Annotated in this window: 16 protein-coding genes; 12 read left to right on the top strand and 4 right to left on the bottom strand. The window is 65.1% G+C overall.

Annotation, left to right across the window (positions count from 1 at the left end; genetic code table 11):
* Positions 1–154: 154 nt before the first annotated feature.
* Positions 155–1630: a SulP family inorganic anion transporter gene (locus tag HUK82_RS00780; RefSeq protein ID WP_176612126.1), complete on the top strand. Its 1476-nt coding sequence runs from the start codon at positions 155–157 to the stop codon at positions 1628–1630.
* 18 nt (positions 1631–1648) lie between these two features.
* Here the strand turns inward: HUK82_RS00780 and HUK82_RS00785 are convergent, their stop codons facing one another.
* The 4 genes from HUK82_RS00785 to dctA all read right to left on the bottom strand — a co-directional run bounded on the left by HUK82_RS00785 (position 1649) and on the right by dctA (position 5786).
* A complete protein-coding gene (locus HUK82_RS00785; RefSeq protein WP_176612127.1) occupies positions 1649–1789 on the bottom strand; it encodes a hypothetical protein in 141 nt (46 codons plus the stop codon).
* On the bottom strand, positions 1762–3048 hold the full coding sequence (locus HUK82_RS00790; protein ID WP_176612128.1) for a sugar porter family MFS transporter: 1287 nt from the start codon (positions 3046–3048) through the stop codon (positions 1762–1764). The genes HUK82_RS00785 and HUK82_RS00790 overlap by 28 nt, the downstream gene beginning before the upstream one ends.
* A gap of 121 nt (positions 3049–3169) precedes the next feature.
* Positions 3170–4432, bottom strand: a complete 1263-nt coding sequence (locus HUK82_RS00795; protein WP_373318287.1) for an MFS transporter — start codon at positions 4430–4432, stop codon at positions 3170–3172.
* Between the two features lie 64 nt (positions 4433–4496).
* Positions 4497–5786, bottom strand: coding sequence for a C4-dicarboxylate transporter DctA (dctA, locus tag HUK82_RS00800; RefSeq protein ID WP_176612130.1), 1290 nt, complete (start codon positions 5784–5786; stop codon positions 4497–4499).
* A 225-nt stretch (positions 5787–6011) separates the two neighbouring features.
* On the opposite strand from dctA, the gene HUK82_RS00805 reads away from it, so the two are divergent.
* The 11 genes from HUK82_RS00805 (at position 6012) to rpoB (ending at position 22490) form a co-directional block, all read left to right on the top strand.
* Complete coding sequence (locus HUK82_RS00805) at positions 6012–7286, top strand: DNA recombination protein RmuC (RefSeq protein ID WP_176612185.1); 1275 nt, start codon at positions 6012–6014, stop codon at positions 7284–7286.
* Entirely contained in the window at positions 7283–8002 is a 720-nt protein-coding gene (locus tag HUK82_RS00810; RefSeq protein ID WP_246495121.1) for a response regulator transcription factor, read from the top strand. The genes HUK82_RS00805 and HUK82_RS00810 overlap by 4 nt, the downstream gene beginning before the upstream one ends.
* On the top strand, positions 7989–9383 hold the full coding sequence (locus HUK82_RS00815; protein WP_176612132.1) for a sensor histidine kinase: 1395 nt from the start codon (positions 7989–7991) through the stop codon (positions 9381–9383). Before HUK82_RS00810 ends, HUK82_RS00815 begins: the two co-directional genes overlap by 14 nt.
* Before the next feature lie 89 nt (positions 9384–9472).
* Entirely contained in the window at positions 9473–12646 is a 3174-nt protein-coding gene (locus HUK82_RS00820) for an efflux RND transporter permease subunit (RefSeq protein ID WP_176612133.1), read from the top strand.
* Entirely contained in the window at positions 12643–13938 is a 1296-nt protein-coding gene (locus HUK82_RS00825; RefSeq protein WP_176612134.1) for an efflux RND transporter periplasmic adaptor subunit, read from the top strand. The genes HUK82_RS00820 and HUK82_RS00825 overlap by 4 nt, the downstream gene beginning before the upstream one ends.
* Positions 13935–15539, top strand: a complete 1605-nt coding sequence (locus tag HUK82_RS00830) for an efflux transporter outer membrane subunit (protein ID WP_176612135.1) — start codon at positions 13935–13937, stop codon at positions 15537–15539. Before HUK82_RS00825 ends, HUK82_RS00830 begins: the two co-directional genes overlap by 4 nt.
* Before the next feature lie 103 nt (positions 15540–15642).
* A complete protein-coding gene (rplK, locus tag HUK82_RS00835) occupies positions 15643–16077 on the top strand; it encodes a 50S ribosomal protein L11 (protein ID WP_176612136.1) in 435 nt (144 codons plus the stop codon).
* A gap of 4 nt (positions 16078–16081) precedes the next feature.
* A complete protein-coding gene (gene rplA, locus HUK82_RS00840) occupies positions 16082–16777 on the top strand; it encodes a 50S ribosomal protein L1 (protein ID WP_176612137.1) in 696 nt (231 codons plus the stop codon).
* Positions 16778–17054: 277 nt separating this feature from the next.
* On the top strand, positions 17055–17579 hold the full coding sequence (rplJ, locus tag HUK82_RS00845) for a 50S ribosomal protein L10 (RefSeq protein ID WP_176612138.1): 525 nt from the start codon (positions 17055–17057) through the stop codon (positions 17577–17579).
* Between the two features lie 108 nt (positions 17580–17687).
* Complete coding sequence (rplL, locus tag HUK82_RS00850) at positions 17688–18062, top strand: 50S ribosomal protein L7/L12 (protein WP_176612139.1); 375 nt, start codon at positions 17688–17690, stop codon at positions 18060–18062.
* A 252-nt stretch (positions 18063–18314) separates the two neighbouring features.
* Entirely contained in the window at positions 18315–22490 is a 4176-nt protein-coding gene (gene rpoB / locus HUK82_RS00855) for a DNA-directed RNA polymerase subunit beta (protein WP_176612140.1), read from the top strand.
* The last annotated feature ends 98 nt before the right edge of the window (positions 22491–22588 follow it).

Raw genomic sequence — 22588 nt, forward strand, 5'->3', positions numbered from 1 at the left:
GGCGCCCGGGGCACGGTCGCGGCGCGGACTGACGCACTCATCCGCGTCCGTTGCGGACGGGGACATATCGGCCGGGGGGGCGGCGTCGACGTCGCCCTGACCCGCACGCCAGCCTGCGGAGCCCACCCATGCCTGTATATGTGACAAGGACATCATGATCACCGCGAAAACCTATGCCTCCCAATGGAGCGCCAACGCGCCGCGCGAGGTGCTGGCCGGCATGGTGGGCACCTTCGCCCTGATCCCCGAGGTCATTGCGTTTTCCTACGTGGCGGGTGTGTCGCCCGAGGTCGGGCTGTTCGCCTCGTTCGTGATCGGGATCGCCATCGCCCTTGTCGGCGGTCGCCCGGGGATGATCTCGGGTGCCGCCGGTTCGGTGGCGCTGGTCGCGGCCAGCCTAGTGCACGCGCACGGGATAGACTACCTGCTGGCCGCGACCCTGCTGGCCGGTGCGATCCAGGTGGTGTTCGGGCTGTTCGGGCTGCATGTGCTGATGCGGTTCGTCTCGCGCTCGGTCCGGACCGGGTTCGTCAATGCGCTGGCGATCCTCATCTTTTCGGCCCAGGTGCCACAGATGCTGCATGTGAGCTGGCACACCTATGCGCTGATCGCGCTGGGTCTGGCCATCATCTACGGCGTCCCCCGACTGACAACGGCGATCCCCTCGCCGCTGATCTGTATCGTGGTGCTGACCGGCCTGACCTGGGCGTGGCCTGTGCCGGTGCGCACCGTGGCCGATCTGGGGGCACTGCCGACCGGCCTGCCGCATCTCGTGTGGCCGCACGTGCCCGCGACGCTGGCGACACTGGAGATCGTGGCCCCGTATGCGTTGGCCATGGCGATGGTGGGGCTGCTCGAATCCCTCATGACGGCCAGCGTGGTCGACGACATGACCGATACGCATAGCGACAAACGCATGGAAAGCTGGGGGCTTGGCGTGGCCAATCTGGCGGTCGGACTGTTCGGCGGCATCGCGGGCTGCGGCATGATCGGTCAGACGGTGGGCAACCTGCGCTACGGCGGGTCCGGACGGTTGTCGACATTCACGGCCGGCGCGTTTCTGCTGCTGCTGATGGTGGTGTTGCATCCGCTCGCCGCCCGGGTGCCGGTGGCGGCGCTTGTCGCCATCATGATCATGGTGTCGGTCAGCACCTTCGCGTGGGGCTCGCTGCGCGATCTGGCGCGTCATCCGCGCCTGTCCAGCGTTGTGATGCTCGTCACCGTCGCGGTTGTCGTGGCGACGCACGATTTGGCGGCGGGTGTCGCCGTGGGCGTGCTGCTGAGCGGCGTGTTCTTTGCCGAAAAGGCTTCGCGCGTGCTGCGGGTCGACACGTCCTACGATGCGGCGACCGACACCCGGACCTACATCGTGTCCGGGCAGGTGTTCTTCGCGTCCGCCGACCTGTTTGCCGACCAGTTTGATCTGCGCGACACGGCGCGGCACGTGCGCATCGACGTGTCCGACACACATTTCTGGGACATCACGGCGGTGGGTAGTCTCGACCGGGTGATCGAGCGCCTGCGCGCGCGCGACCACGACGTTGCCGTCATAGGGTTGTCCGCCGACGGTCCGCATGCGGTGATCGCGGCACAGTCGCAGCAGGTCGCGCCCGACACAGCGCCCGTCTGAGGCAGCCGCCCGGTGTCCTCAGCCGGGTGTGACGGTGTCCGGGCGTCTGCGGCCCAGATCGCGCAGACGGTCGGCGTCGCGGAGGTTGCGCTCGATACAGGGCAGCGGGACACCCCGGGTTTCGGGCACGATCAGGAATGCCACGACCGCGAAGGCCATGTTGAGGGCGGCCAGAACGCCCATGGACGCCCCGAGCCCCAGGGCCGCCACGACATTGAGGACAGCGAACTGATCAGCCAGTCGGCGATCCAGTTCGCGAGCGTGGAGCACGCGACCCCGAACTCGCGCCCCTCCTCGGGCTGGATTTCGGAGCATAGCATCCACACGACCGGGCCGGCACCAAGGCCGAAACCGATCACGAACAGCACCAGTCCGGCGATCAGACCCCATGGCGCGCCGGCAAAGGTCGCGCCCGCGCAGACTGCCGACAGCGCGAGGGCCACGGCCATGATGAGGAAGCTCGCGATCAGCAGGCGTCGTCGTCCCAGCCTGTCCACCACCAGAACCGCGACGACCCCGACAAGCACGTTCGCCACGCCGACGGCCACCGGCACCCAAGGAACCCATGCGTCTGCCACCCCCGCCTGTCGGGTCAGCCGGGGAGCATAGTACAGAATGACGTTGACGCCCGAAAACTGCTGAAACACCTGCAGGGCAATGCCGAGCATCAGCGTCCGTCGGAAAAACGGGTGACCACGCAGAAACGCGAAACCGGCCGTGGTCGTCGTGCCGCCCGCACGCTCGATATCGGTCAGTTCGCGCTCCGCCATGGTTGCGTCGTTCCGCAGGCGCCTCAGAACCGCCCGTGCGTCAGGCACGCGTCCCTGCGCGACCAGCCATGGCGGGCTTTCCGGCACGAGTTTCGACAGGATCAGCAAAAGGGCCGCCGGAAGAAAGGGCACGCCGATCATGACGCGCCACATCGTCGCCGGATCAAGTGCTGCGCCCGTCAGATAGCCAAGCAGGATGCCCGCCGACTGCAACAGGGAGTAGGTGGAGATCAGACGGCCGCGCAGACGGTCGGGCGCGAGTTCGGCCACATAGAGCGGCGTCAGGAATGCGAATGTCCCGATCGCGGCGCCCATGATCAGTCGCCCGGCCATGATCTGCAACGGCGAGGGGGCCGTCACGCACAGCGCGGCCCCGGCCAGGGCGCACAGCAGGGCGAGACGGAGTGTGCGTCGACGACCCAGCCGCCGCGCGCAGATACCCGCCGTCCAGGACGCGCACGCGGCCCCGATCATGACGATCGAGACCGTCTGTTCCTGCGCGGTCAGGCCCATGGCGAAGTGCCGGGCGATCGGGTCGAGCGCCCCGGAAATCAGGCCGGTGTCGAGGCCGACCAGAAGGCCCGTCACGGCCAGCAGCACTGCGGGAAGGCCTGCGCCGGTCATGCCGTGGGGTCGGGTGGCAGGCATCCGGGCATCGCCTCTCAGTCTCCTTGGTCGCAGGTCGCCGGACGGCAAACCGCGCGGACGGGTCGGCTTTAGCGGTTCGGCGGACGCGGAGCCTTGATCGCGGACAACGAAGGGGTGGGCATCAGTCCAGCTGGCCCTCGCCTTCGCGTGGAAGCGTCAGCGCGGTCAGCAGGGTAACGAGGGCGCAGGCCGACACATACCAGGCAAACCAGCCTTCGTGCCCGATGCTCCGGCACCACAGGGCGATATATTCCGCCGTCCCGCCGAAGACCGATACGGTCAGCGCATAGGGCAGCGCGACCCCCAGCGCTCGCACACGGGCGGGAAACAGTTCGGCCTTCACCACGGCGTTGATCGACGTATAGAGCGAGACGACGGCCAGCGCCGCACAGATCAGCCCGAACGCGGCCCAGGCGCTGTGCGTGGCCGCGAGCACATGCATCAGCGGCACGTTGCCCAGGGTCACGCCGATGCCAAACGCGATCAGCAGCCTCCGGCGCCCGACGCGATCGGACAGGGCGCCGATCAGCGGCTGGAGCATGGCGAAGACGATCAGCGTGCCGGTCGAGATCAGGGTCGAGGACTCGCGCGTCAGCCCGAGCGAGTTGGCGAGGTATTTCTGCATGTAAATCGTGTAGGTATAGAACGCGACTGTGCCTCCCAGCGTGAGGCCGCACACGCGCAGGCTGGCCGTCGGGTCCCGCAGCATCAGCCGGATACCGCCGCGGCTTTCGTCGGCATGGGCCTGTGTGAACTGTTCGCTCTCGTGCATGCCGCGCCGCAGCCATAGCGTCAGCAGGGCGAGAAGCGCCCCGATGAAGAACGGCACGCGCCAGCCCCAGGCCCCGATCTGGGCGGGCGTCAGAAGCACGAATTGCAGCACCAGCAGCACCAGCAGTGCGACAAGCTGGCCTGCCACCAACGTGACGTACTGGAAGCTGACGAAGAAACCGCGTCGGCCCGGTGGCGCGATTTCGGACAGATATGTCGCGCTGGCGCCGTATTCGCCGCCGAGGCTCAGTCCCTGCACGAGGCGTGCGAGCAGCAGAATCACGGGGGCCGCCACGCCGATGTGGCCGTAGTCCGGGCACAGGGCGATGACCAGCGAGCCCGCGCACATCACGACGATCGACACGCTGAGGGCCAGCCGCCGCCCGTGACGGTCGGCCACGACCCCCATCAGCCAGCCACCGATCGGGCGCATGAGAAAGCCCACAGCGAACACGGCCGTGGTTTGCAGCAATTGTGCGGTCTGGCTGCCGGAGGGGAAAAACGCATGCGCGAAATACAGCGCGAACGCGGAATAAACGTACCAGTCGTAATACTCGATCAGGTTGCCGGCGGACCCCGCGAAGATCCCGCGCACGCGATCGAGGTTGGTCAGGGGGACGGCAGCGGATGCGTCGCGGGACAGGTCGTGGCGGGCGGCGGTGTCCATGAACAAGCTTTCAGGTCGTGTGGGCGGTGCGGTGCAGGACGGCGTTCAGGCGGGTCATGTCGAGCACGCCCTCCCAGCGGGCGACGACCAGTGTCGCCACGGCGTTGCCGGTGACGTTGGTCAGCGAGCGGCATTCCGACATGAAGCGATCGACGCCCAGGATCAGGGCCATGCCGCCGACTGGCACGGACGGCACCACGGACAGCGTTGCCGCAAGCGTCACGAAACCCGCGCCGGACACGCCGGCCGCCCCTTTGGAAGAGATCATCGCTACCGCCAGCAGGGTCATCTGATCGCCGAACGACAGATGTATGCCCGTGGCCTGCGCGATGAACAGGGATGCCAGCGTCATGTAGATATTGGTGCCGTCGAGATTGAACGAATAGCCCATCGGCACGACCAGCCCCACGACCGATGGGCTGGCACCCGCCCGCTCGAGTTTGGACATCAGGGACGGCAGGGCGGCTTCGGAGGAACTCGTGCCCAGCACGATCAGCAGTTCGTCGCGCAGATAGACCAGCAGCCGCAGGATCGAAAAGCCGCAGGCGCGGGCCACGAGGCCGAGGGCGATCGTCACGAACAGGATGGCGGTGATGTAGAACGATCCGACCAGCAGCGCGAGGTCGACCACGCTATGCAGCCCGAACCGCCCGATCGTGAAGGCGATCGCGCCGAACGCGCCGATCGGTGCGAATTTCATCACGATATCGACCACGCCGAAGGTCAGTTCGGTCAGGCTGCGAAACAGGCTCAGCACGCGCTCGCCCCGCTCGCCCATGCGCGACAGGCTGACGCCGAACAGGATGGCGACTAGAAGGACCTGCAGCACATTGCCCGAGGTAAAGGCGCTCGCCGTCGTGGCGGGGATGATGCCCAGAAAGAACGCCACCATGTCGTGGTGTTCGGCGGCGGCGACGAAGCCGCTGACCGCGTGGCTGTCGAGCGCGTGTGGATCGACGTGCAGGCCCGCACCCGGGCGCACCAGATTGCCGACCGCCAGCCCCACGAACAGGGCGGCGGTCGACATCACCAGGAAATAGAGCAGCGCGCGTCCGGCCACACGCCCCGCCGAGGCCGGACCCGCCATGCCGGCGATTCCGGTGGTCACGGTCAGGAAGATCAGCGGCGCGATGACCATCTTGACCAGGGCGATGAATCCGTTGCCCAGCGGCTGGAGGGCCGTGGCCAGGCCGGGCGCGAGGTGCCCCAGTGCGACGCCCAGCGCGACGGCGGCCAGCACCTGCAGATACAGACGGTGGGAGCCGTTGCCCGAGGGTGGTGTGACGGAGGCGGCATGCATGAACGGTCGTGTCCTCGTGGGGTGCCCCGCGGTCGGTGCCGCGTCTGGTGTCGGGCGGGAAACGTTTCGGTGTGCGCGTTGGCTGTTCTGACCCAGCCGCCGCGCGACGTCCAGAGCCACTCTCCGGCGAGCGCCTTCGGGCCGGGGCTGGAGGACGGGGCGCGCATCATGTAGACAAACAGTGAACAACATCTTCTCCGGTGGGTTGCCGTCGTGTCCGATTCCCTGTTTTCTCCCGTCTCTCTGCCCGCCGTGGCCGCGCTGTCGTGCGCGTTGATCGTCTGTATCGCCCTTGTATGGGCAGTGACGCGCGGGCGTCGTGGCGGCCGGGGTGACGATGATCTGCTGGCGCGGCTGTATGTGATGGTCGAGCGTGACGGCGCCCGTCAGGCCGAGACGGAGCGCGCGCTGACCGCGCGGCTGGAACAGGTGCGCCACGAACTGGCCGAGAGGCTTGGCGCACTGGCGCTCAGCCAGTCACGCGCGCAGGGGGAAGCACGGCTGGCGCAGGAGACGGCGCTGCGCGACATGGCCCAGCAGACGGCAGCACAGCTCGAGACGATCCGCGCTGCGGTGAATGAGCAGTTGCACAAGGCGGTCGAGCGCCAGATGCAGACCTCTTTCCAGAGGGTGATCGAACAATTTAGCGCGATGCAGAAGGCCATGGGCGAGGTGACGGCCATGACTGCCCAGATCGGCGACCTCAAGCGCCTGTTTTCCAATGTGAAGACGCGTGGTGGCTGGGGGGAGGCGCAACTGGGTGCCATTTTGGATGATGTGCTGCCCGCGGGGGCGTATGGCCGCAACATGAAGCTGGGCGACGGGCGCGAGGTGGTGGAGTTCGCGGTGCGCATGCCGGTGCGGGGCGGCGGTGCGCAGTGGCTGGCGATCGATTCGAAATTTCCCCTCGAGGCGTACGAGCGTCTGCTGGACGCGGCCGAGCGGGGGGATGCGGAGGGCGAGCGCACGGCGCGGCGATCGCTGGAGGCGGCGATGCGCATGGAAAGCCGCAAGATCGCCGCCAAGTACATCACGCCGCCCGTGACGGTCGATTTCGCCGTTCTGTATCTGCCGACCGACGGTCTGTATGCCGAAATCGCCCGTGTACCGGGCCTGATCGACGAGATCGGCCGCACCAGCCGTGTGATCGTCATGGGGCCCGCCCTGATGCCGGCGATGCTGCGCACCATCCATCTCGGCTATGTCACGCTCGCGCTGGAAGAGCGTACCGACGCGATCGCGCGCCTGCTGGGGCAGACACGGCAGGAAATGGTGCGCATGGACACGGTGCTGGACCGTCTGGCGCGCAATGCGTCGGCGATGAGCACCTCGATCGAGGAGGCGCGCACCCGCACCCGCGTGCTGGGGCAGAAACTGCGCGGGCTGGACGCGGTGGAGGAAGCCCCGGCGACCCGGGGGCGGCCCGGGGGCGCGGGGGCGGAGTTTCAAACAGATTTTAGTGTCGGCGACGACGGGGACGCGTCATGTATGGCGCCATGACGGATCAGGTCGCAGCCTCGACGCCGGAGCCGCAACCGGGCCCCCGCGTGCTGTTTATCGAAGACGACGAGCGGATCGCGGACGAGATCAGCGATGATCTGCGCGCGCGATCCTTCGTCGTGCGGCATGAGGCGACGGGCACAGCCGGTTTGGCCGCGGCTCAGGCCGAGACGTTCGACGTGATGATCGTGGACCGAATGCTGCCGCAGATGGACGGGCTGACGGTCATCGAGACCCTGCGCAGCCAGCAGGTCACGACGCCGGTGCTTGTCCTCTCGGCGCTGTCGGCCGTTGATGACCGGGTCAGCGGGCTGCGCGCGGGTGGTGACGATTACCTGACCAAGCCCTTCGCGATGGAGGAACTGGCCGCCCGGCTGGAGGCGCTGCTGCGCCGCCCGAACGACACGCGCGCGACGATGCTGCGTGTGGGGCCGCTGGAGATCGACCTGATCGAACGCGCGGTGACGCGGGACGGTCGCCCGATCGAACTGCTGCCCCGTGAATTCCGTCTGCTGGAATATATGGTGCGCCGGCCCGACCGGGTGCTGACGCGCACGATGCTGCTCGAGGAAGTGTGGAATTACCGCTTCATCCCCCAGACCAATCTGGTCGACGTTCATATCGGCAAGCTGAGGCGCAAGGTCGACGCCCCCGGCGAACCCGCGCTGATCCAGAGCATTCGCGGCGTGGGTTTCATGTTTCATGTCCCGGATTGAGCTTTTCCGGACCGCGACATTCCGCCTGACTCTGATGGTAGCCGGCGCGATGGTGGCGGCGATGCTGGCCCAGTTCCTGCTCTTGTATATGCAGATGACCCATTTCGAGGCGCGGCGTTCGGAGGCGATGCTGCATCGTGAGGCCGAGATCCTCGCCCGGCAGCCGGCCGCGCGGCTCGAATATCTCATCCAGCATCGGGCGACCGACGATCTGCGCATCGTCATCAACGATATCGGCCTGTTCGACGCCGATGGTCACTATATCGTCGGCGACCTGCAACTCATCCCCGACGGCCTGAAGCCCGATCATGTCGTGCGGCAGATCACCGTCCGCGCGCCGGAAGACGAACCCTACGCGATGCGTTTCCTGGCGGTCCCGGTGGATCAGGGGCGGATTCTGGTTCTGGGCCGCAGCCTGCATATGCTGGGCGAGCTTGAGGTGATGACGCGGCGGGCGATGTGGCTGTCGATCGTGCCCACCGTGGCGTTTGCGCTGCTGATGGGGGTGGTGCTCAGCCATCGCGCGCTGTCACGGGTCAAGACCATGCATGAGGCCATCGACCGGATCATGGGTGGCGACCTGCACGAGCGTCTGCCCGTCGCGCGTGAGCGGGACGATCTGGAGCGTCTGGCGGGCAGCGTCAATCGCATGCTCGATCGCCTGGAACATCTGCTCGACGAGATTCGCAACGTGGGCAACGACATCGCCCACGACCTACGCACGCCGTTGACGCGTGTGCGCGTCCGCCTGGAGCGTGCGCTGACCACTTCGACCGACATCGACACACTGCGCGAGGGGATCGCGCGGGCGGGTGACGATCTGGATCAGTGCTTTTCCGTCATCACCGCCCTGTTGCGGATCGGCGAGATCGAGAACGGCCGCCGCCGTGCGGGCTTTGGGACCGTGGATTTGTGCCAGATCGCCGCTGACATCGTCGATCTGTATGAACCGATCGCGGAAACGAAAGCGATCGGGCTGCATCTGGTGGTGCCGGCCGTGCCGGTCTGGGCACATGGCGACCGCGACCTGCTGGTCGAACTGTACGCCAATCTGATCGACAATGCGATCAAGTTCACGCCCGACGCGGGCACGGTCAAGCTGGTGGTCCGGGTCACGGCGACCGGGCCGGAGTCGAGTGTGGTCGACACCGGCATCGGTATTGCGGAGTCCGAGCGCGTCGCGGTGCTCAGCCGGTTCTATCGGTCCGACAAGAGCCGCCATGTCCCGGGAAGCGGGCTGGGGCTGAGCCTTGTGTCGGCGATTGCCGCCCTGCACGGCGCGACCCTGTCGATCGACGCCGGGGACGGTCGGGCCGCATCGCCCGGCACACGTTTTCGTGTGTCGTTCCCCGAGATGCCGCGCCCGGTGGTGCGGCATTAAACGAGAATTTCATTTCCGCCCGGCAGCATGGCCTGTAAGCCACCCTCAATGCAGGAGGGACCTGTCCGCATGAGGATCAGATTGTATCCATGAACGCGATCGTCGTTACCGCGCTGAAGCGGCCCTATACATTCGTCGTTCTGTCGATCTTGATCCTGGTGTTCGGGGTACAGTCGATCTTCAAGACGCCAACCGACGTGTTTCCCAACATCAAGATACCCGTCGTGGCGATCGCATGGAACTATACCGGGCTGATGCCTGAGGATATGTCCGGTCGCGTCGTCTATTACTACGAGCGCGCATTGACCGCGACGGTCAACAATATCGAACATATCGAGAGCTCGTCGTATTACGGGCGCGGCATCGTCAAGGTGTTCTTTCAGCCGGGGACCGATACCTCGGTGGCGCAGACCCAGATCACCTCGGTCTCGCAGACGGTCATCAAGCAGATGCCTACCGGGATGACCCCTCCGCTGATCGTGACCTATAACGCCTCGTCCGTGCCGGTGCTGACGCTGCAGGTGTCGTCGGACCGTCTGACGGCATCCGAATTGTACGACATGTCGTCGAACCTGATTCGGCCGTCGCTGGTGTCGGTAGCGGGTGCCGCCATTCCCAATCCGTATGGTGGTTCACCGGGTAACATCATGGTCGATCTCGACCAGAACAAGATGCTGGCGCACAACCTGTCGGCCGAGGATGTGGCGGCTGCCCTGAACAAGCAGAACGTGGTGCTGCCCGCCGGTGACCAGAAGATCGGTCCGATGGACTTCATGGTCCAGACCAACGCGACGCCGCTGGAAATAGACACGTTCAATAATATTCCGATCAAGCAGATCGGTAATTCCGTTGTGTATCTGCGCGATGTGGCCTGGGTGCACTCGGGCGGTCCGCCCCAGACCAACGCGGTGCTGGTCCGTGGTCAGCAGGCCGTGCTGATCGTGGTGATGAAGAGTGGCGACGCGTCGACTCTTGCCGTCGTGAATGGCGTCAAAAGTCTTCTGCCGGGCATCATCAATACCCTGCCGGAGGGCGTGCATATCGACGTTATCGGCGATGCCTCGACCTTCGTGAAGGACTCGGTGATCGATGTCGTGCGTGAGATGGTCACCGCGGCGTTCCTGACCGGTATCGTGGTGTTGCTGTTCCTTGGATCGTGGCGCTCGACCCTGATTATCGCGACGTCGATCCCGCTGGCGATGCTATGCTCCATTATCTGCCTGAACTGGGTCGGTCAGACGATCAACGTCATGACTCTGGGTGGTCTGGCTCTGGCCGTCGGTATTCTGGTCGACGACGCGACCGTGATGATCGAAAACATCGATACCCACCTGGAGATGGACAAGGACCTGGAAACCGCGATCATCGACGCGGCCAACCAGATCGTCATTCCGACCTTCGTCTCTACGACCTGCATCTGCATCGTGTGGATGCCACTGTTCGAACTCGACGGCGTCGCGGGCTGGCTGTTCATGCCGATGGCCGAGGCGATCATTTTCGCGATGATTGCATCCTTCATCCTGTCGCGGACGCTGGTGCCCACGATGGCGGCCTTTCTTCTGCCCGCACAGGTGGCGGCTCATCATGCGGCCAAGCATGGGCATGCTCCGCAGAAGGGTGTGTTCGGGCGCTTTCAGGCTGGCTTCGAGGCGCGTTTCCAGCGTTTCCGTCATGCGTATCGCCATTTGCTCGAAGGGTTGATCGGAATACGCGGTCTGTTCGTTGGCGTATTTTTCGTGGCGGCTGTGCTGTCGACCGGGCTGCTGGCCTTCGTGGGGCAGGACTTCTTCCCCGAGATCGACTCGAACCAGCTTCAGATGCACATGCGCGCGCCTCTGGGCTATCGCATCGAGGAGGCGGGCAAGGTCGCGGTGCTGGTCAATCAGGAGATCGAGCGTCTCCTGCCGGGTCAGGTCGAGAACATCGTGGACAATTGCGGCCTGCCGTTCAGTCAGCTGAACCAGGCCTATATTCCGACTCCCACGATCGGCACGCAGGACTGTGATCTGACGATTTCGCTGCGTAATGAGCAGTCGCCCGTCGCGGAGTATCGCCAGACGCTTCGCCGGGGTCTCGTCCAGCGCTTTCCGGGCACGCAATTCACCTTCCAGCCGGCTGACCTGACCGCCAAGATCCTGAATTTCGGCATGCCCGCACCGATCATCGTGCAGGTGGTCGGCCGTGACCTCGACTCCAATTTCCGGTTCGCCAATCATCTGGCGGCCAAGTTGCGTCGCGTGACGGGGGCGACCGACGTCTCCGTTCAGGAGACGATGACCACGCCGACGCTTCGGGTGAACGCCCACCGGTCGTTCGCCCTGGGCACGGGCCTGACCGAAGTCGACGTTGCCAACAACGCTCTGGCGACATTGTCGGGCAGCGGGCAGGTCGCGCCGGTCTACTGGCTCGATCCCAAGACGGGGGTGTCGCATCTTCTGGACGTGCAGACGCCGCCAAACTTCCTGCAGACGCTGCATGATCTGGAAGAAATCCCCATCGATCACGGCGACGGCAACCCGAACAATCTGGCGCCGCAGATCCTTGGCGCGGTCAGCCGGATCGTGCACAGCGGCACGCCGGGCGAAGTCGATCACTACAACATCATGCCGGTGTTCGACATCTATGTGTCGGCGGAGAACCTGGATCTGGGCGCGGTATCGCGCGAGGTCGGTCGGGTGGTGGAAGCCGCGCGCGGGGACCTGCCGCGTGGCTCATCGCTGGCCATCCGGGGTCAGGCCACGACGATGAACAGCGCTTATATTGAACTGATCGGCGGTCTCGCGATGTCGATCCTGCTGATCTATCTGGTCGTGGTGGTAAACTTCCAGTCCTGGCTGGACCCCTTCGTCATCATCACGGCGTTGCCGGGGGCTTTGGGTGGTATCGGCTGGGCGTTGTTCCTGACCGGGACGCGGCTGTCGGTGCCGGCGCTGACGGGTGCGATCATGTGCATGGGCACGGCCACCGCGAATGCCATTCTGGTCGTGGCGTTCGCCCGCGAACGGATGGACGAGCATGGCGATGCCATCCTCGCCGCGGCGGAGGCGGGCTTCGAGCGTATCCGGCCCGTGATGATGACGGCGCTCGCGATGATCGTGGGCATGCTGCCGATGTCGCTGAGTAATTCCCAGAACGCGCCGCTCGGGCGTGCGGTCATGGGCGGCCTTCTGGTCGCGACCTGCGCGACGCTTCTGTTCGTTCCCTGTGTTTTCGCCATCGTGCATGGCAAGAGGCACGCCGGTGCCGAAGGAGATCAGCGATGAGTGGCGCGCATGGGGCTGGGCCCAACGGATCCGGTCCGCAGCACCGGTCCGGCCGGGGCAGGTTGCTGGGCGGCGTGGTCGTGGTGGTCGCGGTCGTGCTGGCTGTGGGTGGGATTGTCGAACGACGTCTGCATTTTGACGCGGTCGACCGTCAGACCCAGGACGGGGCCCTGCCGCGCGTGCATCTGATTGCGCCCCAGCATGGGCCGCCGGTGCGTACGCTGGACCTGCCGGCCAACATTCGGGCCTGGTATCAGGCGCCGATTTACGCCCAGGTCTCCGGCTACGTCGATAAGTGGTACAAGGACTTCGGCGCCGATGTGAAAACCGGCGATGTGCTGGCGACGATCTCTACACCAGGGCTCGACGCCCAATATGCGGCGGCAAAGGCGAATTTTGACGTGGCCATGGCGCGCTACAAGCTCGCGGTGATCACGGCCAAGCGCTGGAAGGCGCTGCAGGGCACGCAGGCGGTCTCGCAGCAGGAAGTCGACGTTCAGGCGGCCAACGCCGAAGCCCAGCAGGCGCAGGTGGAGGCCGCCCGGCACGAAGTCGCCCGGTTCGAGGCACTTGAGGGCTTCAAGAAGCTGGTAGCGCCGTTTGATGGTGTCGTGACGTCGCGTACGACTGATATCGGTGACTACGTGAATGCTGGCGGTGGCGATGTCGGTTCCCGTGGGACGGCGACCGAGCTGTATAGCGTGGCCGACGTGCATCGCATGCGTGTTTTCGTCTCGGTTCCGCAGGACTACGCGGATATCATCTCGCCGAAGATGACAGCGACCCTGAAGGTGCCGCAGTATCCGGGCCGCGTCTTCCATGCGACTTATCTCGCCACGGCGAGCGCGTTTAACGCCGCCTCGCGCACAGTGACCACCGAACTGGCGGTTGAAAACGACAAGCGCGAACTCTGGCCCGACTCGTTCGCCATGGTCCATTTCGAGGCCCCGTCCGACCCCTCCATTCTGATTGTGCCGGTGGGCGCGCTGCTTTTCCGGGCGGAAGGCATGCAGGTCGCTCTCGTAGATGAAAACAATCGTGTGCGACTGCGCGACGTCCAGGTCGGTACGAACCTGGGCAAGTCGGTGCAGGTGATCAGTGGCCTCAAGCCCACCGACCGTATTATCAGCAGCCCGTCGGCCGGGCTGCTTGATGGCGAGGAAGTGCGCGTGGTTGACGGCACGCCGGGGTACAACGCTCCGACACAAAGTGTCACACCGCCGGCAGAGCACTCTGATACGCGGGCTATGCCGATCGATAATGCCGCGCCGGAGGCCGGAGGGCGGCGATGAGGCCTCTGTCCACGCTCCGCGTGCTGCGCGGGACACGCCGTGCCGTCCTGGTGCCGGGGTGCGCCATGTTGGCCCTGCTGTCGGGATGCGATCTGGCCCCGGCCTATCACCCGCCCGCACTGACCCTGCCGGCGGCGTGGGGGGAGGACCCGGTCATGCGCACGGCGCATCCCGATGATGCCGCCTTGCGTCCGGACTGGTGGACCATGTTCGGTGATCCGGTGCTGGATCGGCTGGAGGCGCAGGCGACGGAGGCCAACCCCGATCTCAACGCCGCAGCGGAGTCCTTCACGCAGTCGCGCGACATCGCGCGGGAGGCGGAGTCGAAGCTCTATCCGCAGCTTACCGGCGGGGCGAGCGGCTATAAGTACAAAAGTTCCCGAAAGAGGCTGTACCGCGGCGGAACGGCCACGGGCCCGATTTACATGTCGTCCGAACAGTATTGGGCGGCGGCGTCGTGGGAGCCGGATTTCTGGGACTCGATCCGCAACCAGACCCGGGTCCGCAAGGCCTATGCCCAGCAGAAGGCGGCGGACTATGCCCTCGCGCGTCTGAGCATCCAGGCCGAACTGGCGACCGATTACATGGCGCTGCGTGGTCTGGATGCCCAGCACGCGGTGTATACGGATTCGATCGCCTACTATCAGACGGCGGTGCAGATCACGAAGATGCGGCAGGCGGGCGACATCGCCGCCGGCATCGACGTCTCACGCGCGCAGAACCAGCTCTATGCCACGCAGGCTGCCGATACCGACATTCTGGCGCAGCGCTCGGTGCTGGAGCACGCGATCGCCGTGCTGGTGAACGTGGCGCCGGGGGCGTTTCACCTGGAACCCGTTCCGTCCCTGTCGTTCCGTCCCGTGGCTCTGGGCGCGGGTGTGCCTTCGACGCTGCTGGAGCGCCGTCCCGACATCGCGGGCGCCGAACGGGCGGTGGAGCAGGCGAACCGGGCGATCGGGATCACGCGGGCGGCCTATTATCCGCATATCACCTTCAATGCCATGACCGGCTTCATGGATAACGGCTTCGATCTCGCCAGCCTGTCGAACGCCATGTACCAGTTCGGCGTGGGGGCGGTCCTGCCGCTGTTCCAGGGGGGGCTGCGCCGCGCGGAGCTGCAGCGTAGCTGGTCGCAGTACCGGCAGGCGCAGGACGAGTACCGCGCGACGGTCCTGGACGCCTTTCAGGATGTCGAGGACGGGTTGAGCCTGCGGACCCGGTTGCAGACCGAGGCCCAGCAGCAGGAACAGGCGGTCGGTGCCGCGATGCGCACGCAGCGCATGTCCATGGCGCTCTACACCGGTGGCCTGACGAACTATCTCGATGTCGTGGTGGCGCAGGTCGCGGCGCTGACCGCCCGAATCGCGGAGGTCAAGGTGCAGGCCGAGCATCTTCAGGCCACGGTTCGTCTGATTCGGGCCCTTGGCGGTGGCTGGTCGCGGGCGGAATTGCCGGGCACGAAAACGATCGATCCGTTCGGGCCGCTGCAATATGACGGGCTGCATCATCCCCGGCCGACGGGGGGAATTCCGGTCGACACGCCGCCAAGCGCCGATGACCTGACGCGCGGGGGCTTGACACAGGGGGCGAAGAGCCGCTAAGGCCCCGCGCTCAAGCGAAACGCGGGAGGGCAGGGCGCCGCTATCGGCAGCCTGTTCGTGTGAACCGCGGTTCGGGAACGACAACCTCTAAGGAGTCCCGGATATGGCCAAGAAAATTGTTGGCTACATCAAGCTGCAGATTCCGGCCGGCAAGGCCAATCCTTCGCCGCCGGTTGGTCCCGCGCTCGGTCAGCGCGGTCTGAACATCATGCAGTTCTGCAAGGAATTCAACGCGAAGACCCAGAATCTCGAGCCCGGAATGCCCATTCCGGTCGTGATTACGGCGTTCGCCGACCGTACCTTCAGCTTCATCACCAAGACCCCGCCGAACACCTATTTCCTGATGAAGGCGGCCAAGATCTCCAAGGGCTCGCAGACGGTCGGCAAGTCCGCCCCTGTTGGCCAGGTGACGACCGCGCAGCTGCGCGCGATCGCCGAGGAGAAGCAGAAGGACATGAACGCCAACGACCTGGACGCCGCGGTGCGCATGCTCGCCGGTTCCGCCAAGTCGATGGGCCTTACGGTGGTGGAGGGCTGATCTGATGGCCAGCAACAAGCGCCTGACCGCCGCCCGCGCGGCTGTCGACACAAACAAGACGTACGACCTCGCCGACGCCATTGCGCTGGTGAAGACGAACGCGAAAGCCAAGTTCGACGAGACGATCGAGATCTCGCTGAACCTCGGCATCGATCCGCGTCATGCTGACCAGATGGTGCGTGGTCTGATCTCGCTGCCGAACGGCACGGGCAAGACCCTGCGCGTGGGCGTGTTCGCCCGTGGGCCGAAGGCGGAAGAGGCTCTGGCCGCTGGCGCCGACGTGGTCGGCGCGGAAGACCTGGCTGAGAAGGTCCAGGCCGGCGAGATCGCCTTCGATCGCTGCATCGCGACGCCGGACATGATGGCGCTGGTCGGTCGTCTGGGTAAGATCCTCGGCCCGCGTGGTCTGATGCCGAACCCGAAGCTCGGCACCGTCACGATGGACGTCAAGGGCGCGATCACGGCGGCCAAGTCGGGTCAGGTCGAATATCGCGCCGAGAAGGCCGGTATCATTCACGCCGGTGTCGGCAAGGCCTCGTTCGAAGCTGACAAGCTTGCTGAGAACATTCGCGCGCTTGTCGATGCGGTCCAGAAGGCGCGTCCGGCTGGCGCGAAGGGCACCTACCTGAAGAAGGCGGCCCTGTCGTCGACCATGGGTCCGGGTGTGCGCGTCGACGTCGCGGGCTTCTCCGCGGCCTGATCGATCGAAGATGACGTCGCTCCGGCTAGTCCGGGGCGGCGCACAGGGAGGGCGAGCGGCCTGGCCGCCCCGTCTTTTCCGACCTGTCCGAGACTGCACGTGGACGTGTCCATAATGAGGGGCAACCCTTGCGCGCAGGAGGCGGGAGTGCCGGTTTCGGGATGTGTCCCGTTGGCTGGTGGTTCCCAGGAATCGCGGACAGGCGAGCGGGAGGGGAAACCTTCCCTTGGGCAACCCGGTCTGCCGGCCTTCCGGCGGATCATGATGGAGACGGGATTTGGACCGTACGGAGAAGCGGGCGTTTGTCGCCTACCTCGCGGGCGTGTTTGCCGAGACGTCGATGGTTGTCGTCACCCGCAATGACGGGCTGACGGTTGCCGATGTGACGGATCTGCGGCGGCGTGTGCGCGCGGCTGGTGCGACTTACAAGGTCGCGAAAAACCGGCTGGCCACTCTCGCCCTGGATGGGACCCAGTTCGACGGCATCGCGCCGCTGCTGAAGGGTCCGACCGCGCTTGCGTGGTCGGCCGACCCGGTGGCCGTGGCCAAGGTGATCGTCGAGTTCGCCAAGACCAATGAAAAGCTAGTTCTGCTCGGCGGATCGCTCGGCAGCCAGACGCTTGACACCGACGGTGTCAAAGCGCTGGCCGAGCTCCCGTCGCTGGACACGCTGCGCGCACAGCTGGTGGGGCTTATCTCCACGCCGGCTCAGCGCATTGCCAGCGTCGTTCAGGCACCGGCAGGGCAGCTCGCTCGGGTCTTCGGCGCCTATGCCAAGGCGGGCGACGCGGAAGCAGCCTGACAACGAGCGCTTTGGGGCGGCAACGGCCCGGGCGCACAGAATCCTGCGTGACGCCGCCGTGTGTGGGGTTGCGCTGAACCAACCAGTCTATACATTAGGAAAATTACCATGGCCGATCTGACCAAGCTTGTTGACGAGCTGTCCGCCCTTACCGTTCTCGAGGCCGCCGAGCTGTCGAAGCTGCTCGAAGAGAAGTGGGGCGTTTCCGCTGCCGCTCCGGTTGCCGCTGCTGCCGCTCCGGCCGCCGCCGCTGCCGCGCCTGCCGAAGAGCAGACCGAGTTCAACGTGATCCTGGCCGCTGCCGGCGAGAAGAAGATCAACGTGATCAAGGAAATCCGTGGCATCACGGGTCTGGGTCTGAAGGAAGCCAAGGATCTGGTCGAAGGCGCGCCGAAGACCGTCAAGGAAGGCGTCAGCAAGGACGAAGCCGCGAAGATCAAGAAGGTCCTCGAGGACAACGGGGCGACCGTCGAAGTTAAGTGATTTCGACGATCGCCGGACGGCGCCCCTCGGGGTGTCGTCCAACGATATCGATCTGAAGTTCGGGTGGGAATCGTCTCGGTTCCCGCCCGCTTCGCCGTTCGGGGGTGTGTTTCCCGTCGGCTCCCTTGGACGGGCAGGCGTTATGGCCTGGGCGATGTGGACAACGGGCCGGACCTTCCGGCCGTCGGCGCGGGGAAACCCGCCATCACCGGCGGCTCGAAAATCTGGTGTTAGTGCGGGGTAGGATAGACGATGAACGCCATTACGAAATCCTTCACGGGGCGCAAACGGATCCGCAAGAGCTTCGGGCGCATCCCCGAAATCGCACCGATGCCGAACCTGATCGATGTGCAGCGCGCGAGCTACGAGGCGTTCCTGCAGATGAACGTCGCGCCTGACAGCCGCCAGCAGGCCGGTCTGCAGGAAGTGTTCCGCTCGGTGTTTCCGATCAACGACTTCGCGGGTCGCGGTCGCCTCGAGTTCGTCAGCTATGAGCTTGAAGAGCCGAAGTATGACGTCGAGGAGTGCATCCAGCGCGGTCTGACCTTCGCGGCGCCGCTGAAGGTCATCCTGCGCCTGATCGTCTGGGACGTGGACGAGGACACCGGCTCGCGCTCCATCCGCGATATCAAGGAGCAGCCGGTCTACATGGGCGACATGCCGCTCATGACCGACAACGGCACGTTCATCATCAACGGCACAGAACGCGTCATCGTCAGCCAGATGCACCGCAGCCCCGGCGTGTTCTTCGACCACGACAAGGGCAAGACGCATTCGTCGGGCAAGTATCTGTTTGCCGCGCGCGTCATTCCCTATCGCGGCTCCTGGCTGGACTTCGAGTTCGATGCGAAGGACCTGATCTACGTCCGTATCGATCGCAAGCGCAAGTTGCCGGTGACCACGCTTCTGCGTGCGCTCGAGGGCCGGAACTCTATCGCTGCGCGCGCTGCCAAGGCGGCTGAGGGCGGTGATGTCGATGCCATGGATATTCGTGGCATGGATGCGGACGAAATCCTTGGCTACTTCTACGGGCAGGTAGTGTTCGAGAAGCTGCCCAAGGGCTGGGCACGTCCGTTCACGCCGGAAGCCTTCCGCAACGTCAAGCTGCTGTCGCCGCTGTATGACGCCGACACGGGCGAAGAGGTGGCGGCCGAGGGTGACAAGCTGACCGCCCGCAAGGTGCGTCAGATTGCAGAGAACACGAAGGTCGTTCTTGTCGGTCGGGCTGATCTGCTGGGTCGCTTCGTGGCGCAGGACATCGTCAACACGGAAACGGGTGAAATCTACGCCGAGGCCGGCGAGGAACTGACCGAAGCGCGTCTGACGGCGTTGGAGGACGCGGGGCTTACGTCTCTGCCGACTCTGGCGGTCGATGCGGCGAATGGTCCGTGGATCCGCAACACGCTGACGGTCGACAAGAACCAGTCACGTGATGAATCGCTGATCGACATCTATCGCATCATGCGTCCCGGTGAGCCACCGACCCCGGAGACGGCCGAGGCCATGTTCCAGGGCCTTTTCTTCGACTCCGACCGCTACGACCTGTCGGCCGTTGGTCGCGTGAAGATGAACATGCGGCTGGAGGTCGATGCGCCGGACACGATGCGTGTGCTGCGCAAGGACGACATCCTGCGCACCGTCAAGATCATGTGCGAGCTGAAGGACGGCCGGGGCACGATCGACGACATCGATAATCTGGGCAATCGTCGCGTTCGTTCGGTCGGCGAGCTGATGGAAAACCAGTATCGCCTGGGTCTGCTGCGCATGGAGCGCGCGATCCGCGAGCGGATGGGGTCGGTCGATATCGACACCGTCATGCCGCACGACCTGATCAACGCGAAGCCGGCCGCCGCCGCCGTGCGCGAGTTCTTCGGGTCCTCCCAGCTCAGCCAGTTCATGGACCAGACCAATCCGCTGTCGGAAGTCACCCACAAGCGTCGTCTCTCGGCGCTTGGACCGGGTGGTCTGACGCGTGAGCGCGCCGGCTTCGAGGTACGTGACGTCCATCCGACGCATTACGGTCGTATCTGCCCGATCGAGACGCCGGAAGGGCCGAACATCGGCCTGATCAACTCGCTGGCGACCTATGCCAAGGTGAACAAGTACGGCTTCATTGAGACGCCGTATCGCCTGGTGAAGGATGGGGTGCTGCAGTCGGGCTGGAAGTACCTCTCCGCCATGGAAGAGGAAAAGCTGATCGTCGCGCAGGCGGACGCTAAGCAGGACGCGGAAAGCGGCGCCCTGACCGACGAGCTGGTGTCGGTGCGTCGTGGCGGCGACTTCCGTCTGGTCAAGCCGGAGGAGGTCACGGCCTGTGACGTCTCGCCCAAGCAGCTCGTTTCTGTCGCCGCCGCCCTGATCCCGTTCCTTGAGAACGACGACGCGAACCGCGCGCTGATGGGCTCGAACATGCAGCGTCAGGCTGTGCCGCTGGTGCGTTCGGACGCGCCGCTGGTCGGCACGGGCATGGAAGCGGCTGTTGCGCACGATTCCGGTGCGACGATCGTGGCCCGTCGCGACGGCGTGGTCGACCAGATCGACGGCGCGCGCATCGTTGTGCGGTCCACCGACGAGACGGGTGCGACGCAGGGCGTCGATATCTACCGTCTACGCAAGTATATGCGCTCCAACCAGTCGACCTGCATCAACCAGCGTCCGCTGGTCTATGTCGGTGACCGGGTGAAGGCTGGCGACATCATCGCGGACGGTCCGTCGACCGAGCTGGGTGAACTGGCGCTGGGCCGGAACGTGCTGGTCGCGTTCATGCCGTGGAACGGTTACAACTTCGAAGATTCGATCCTGATTTCCGAGCGTATCGCGCGCGATGACGTGTTCACCTCGATCCATATCGAGGAGTTCGAGGTCATGGCCCGCGATACCAAACTGGGCCAGGAGGAAATTACCCGCGACATCCCGAACGTGGGCGAAGAAGCACTGCGTAACCTCGACGAAGCCGGCATTGTGTATGTCGGGGCCGAGGTGAACCCAGGCGACATTCTGGTCGGCAAGGTGACGCCGAAGGGCGAGAGCCCGATGACGCCGGAAGAGAAGCTTCTGCGCGCCATCTTCGGTGAGAAGGCGTCCGATGTGCGCGACACGTCCCTCAAGCTGCCGCCGGGCACGACGGGCACGATCGTCGACGTGCGCGTGTTCTCGCGTCGCGGCGTCGACAAGGACGAGCGCGCGATGGCGATCGAGCGTGCCGAGATCGACCGTCTGTCCAAGGACCGCGACGACGAGCGCGCGATTCAGGAGCGTTCGTTCTACAACCGTCTGCGCGAGCGTCTTCTGGACCAGACCGCGGCTGCGGGGTCGAAGGGCGTGAAGTCGGGCACGGTCATCACCGATGAGGTGCTGAACGAGCACCCGCGCGGCGTCTGGCGCACGATCGTAGTGGCATCGGATTCGGCGGTGGCCGAGATCGAGACGCTGAAGCGTGAGTTCGATGCGACGATCAAGCGCATCAACGCGCGTTTCGACAGCAAGGTCGAGAAGCTGCAGCGCGGTGACGAATTGCCGCCCGGCGTCATGAAGATGGTCAAGGTGTTCGTGGCGGTGAAGCGCAAGCTGCAGCCGGGCGACAAGATGGCCGGACGTCATGGCAACAAGGGTGTGGTCTCGCGCGTCGTGCCGGTCGAGGACATGCCGTTCCTTGAGGACGGTACCTCGGTCGACATCGTGCTGAACCCGCTGGGCGTGCCGTCGCGCATGAATGTCGGTCAGATCCTCGAGACGCATCTCGGCTGGGCCTGCGCGAATATCGGTCGGGGGATCGGTGATCTGGTGGACGACTACCAGCGCACCGGCGAACGCAAGATGGAGCTGCTGGACGAGCTGAAGAGCGTCTATGGCGAGACGGTGTTTGAAGAGGACATCGCGACGCTGCCGAACGAGCAGTTGCTCGAGCTGGCGAACAACCTTCGCAAGGGCGTGCCGATTGCGACTCCGGTGTTCGATGGAGCGTCGATCCCCGATATCGAGGCGATGCTGACGAAGGCGGGCGTGGACACGTCGGGTCAGTCGCAGCTGATCGACGGGCGCACGGGCGAGCCGTTCGAGCGGCGCACGACTGTCGGCTACATCTATATGCTGAAGCTGCATCACCTGGTCGACGACAAGATCCATGCGCGTTCGATCGGTCCGTACTCGCTTGTTACCCAGCAGCCCCTGGGCGGTAAGGCGCAGTTCGGCGGGCAGCGCTTCGGCGAGATGGAAGTGTGGGCGCTTGAGGCGTATGGCGCGGCCTACACGCTTCAGGAAATGCTCACGGTGAAGTCCGACGACGTGTCCGGGCGTACCAAGGTCTATGAAGCCATCGTGCGCGAGCAGGACGATTTCGAGGCCGGCATCCCGGAGAGCTTCAATGTTCTGATCAAGGAACTGAAGTCGCTCGGTCTCAATGTCGATCTGGAGCAGGGGTCGGTTTGAGGGTGAACCCTCCTGCTGTGTCGTCCGGTTCGTTTTTCTTTACTGGGACAGGGGTGCTGCGAGCATGCCCTGTCCTGTTCCCTCAGGGGGTTTTCGGC

Source organism: Ameyamaea chiangmaiensis (assembly GCF_013376175.1).
Classification (GTDB): Bacteria; Pseudomonadota; Alphaproteobacteria; order Acetobacterales; family Acetobacteraceae; genus Ameyamaea; species Ameyamaea chiangmaiensis.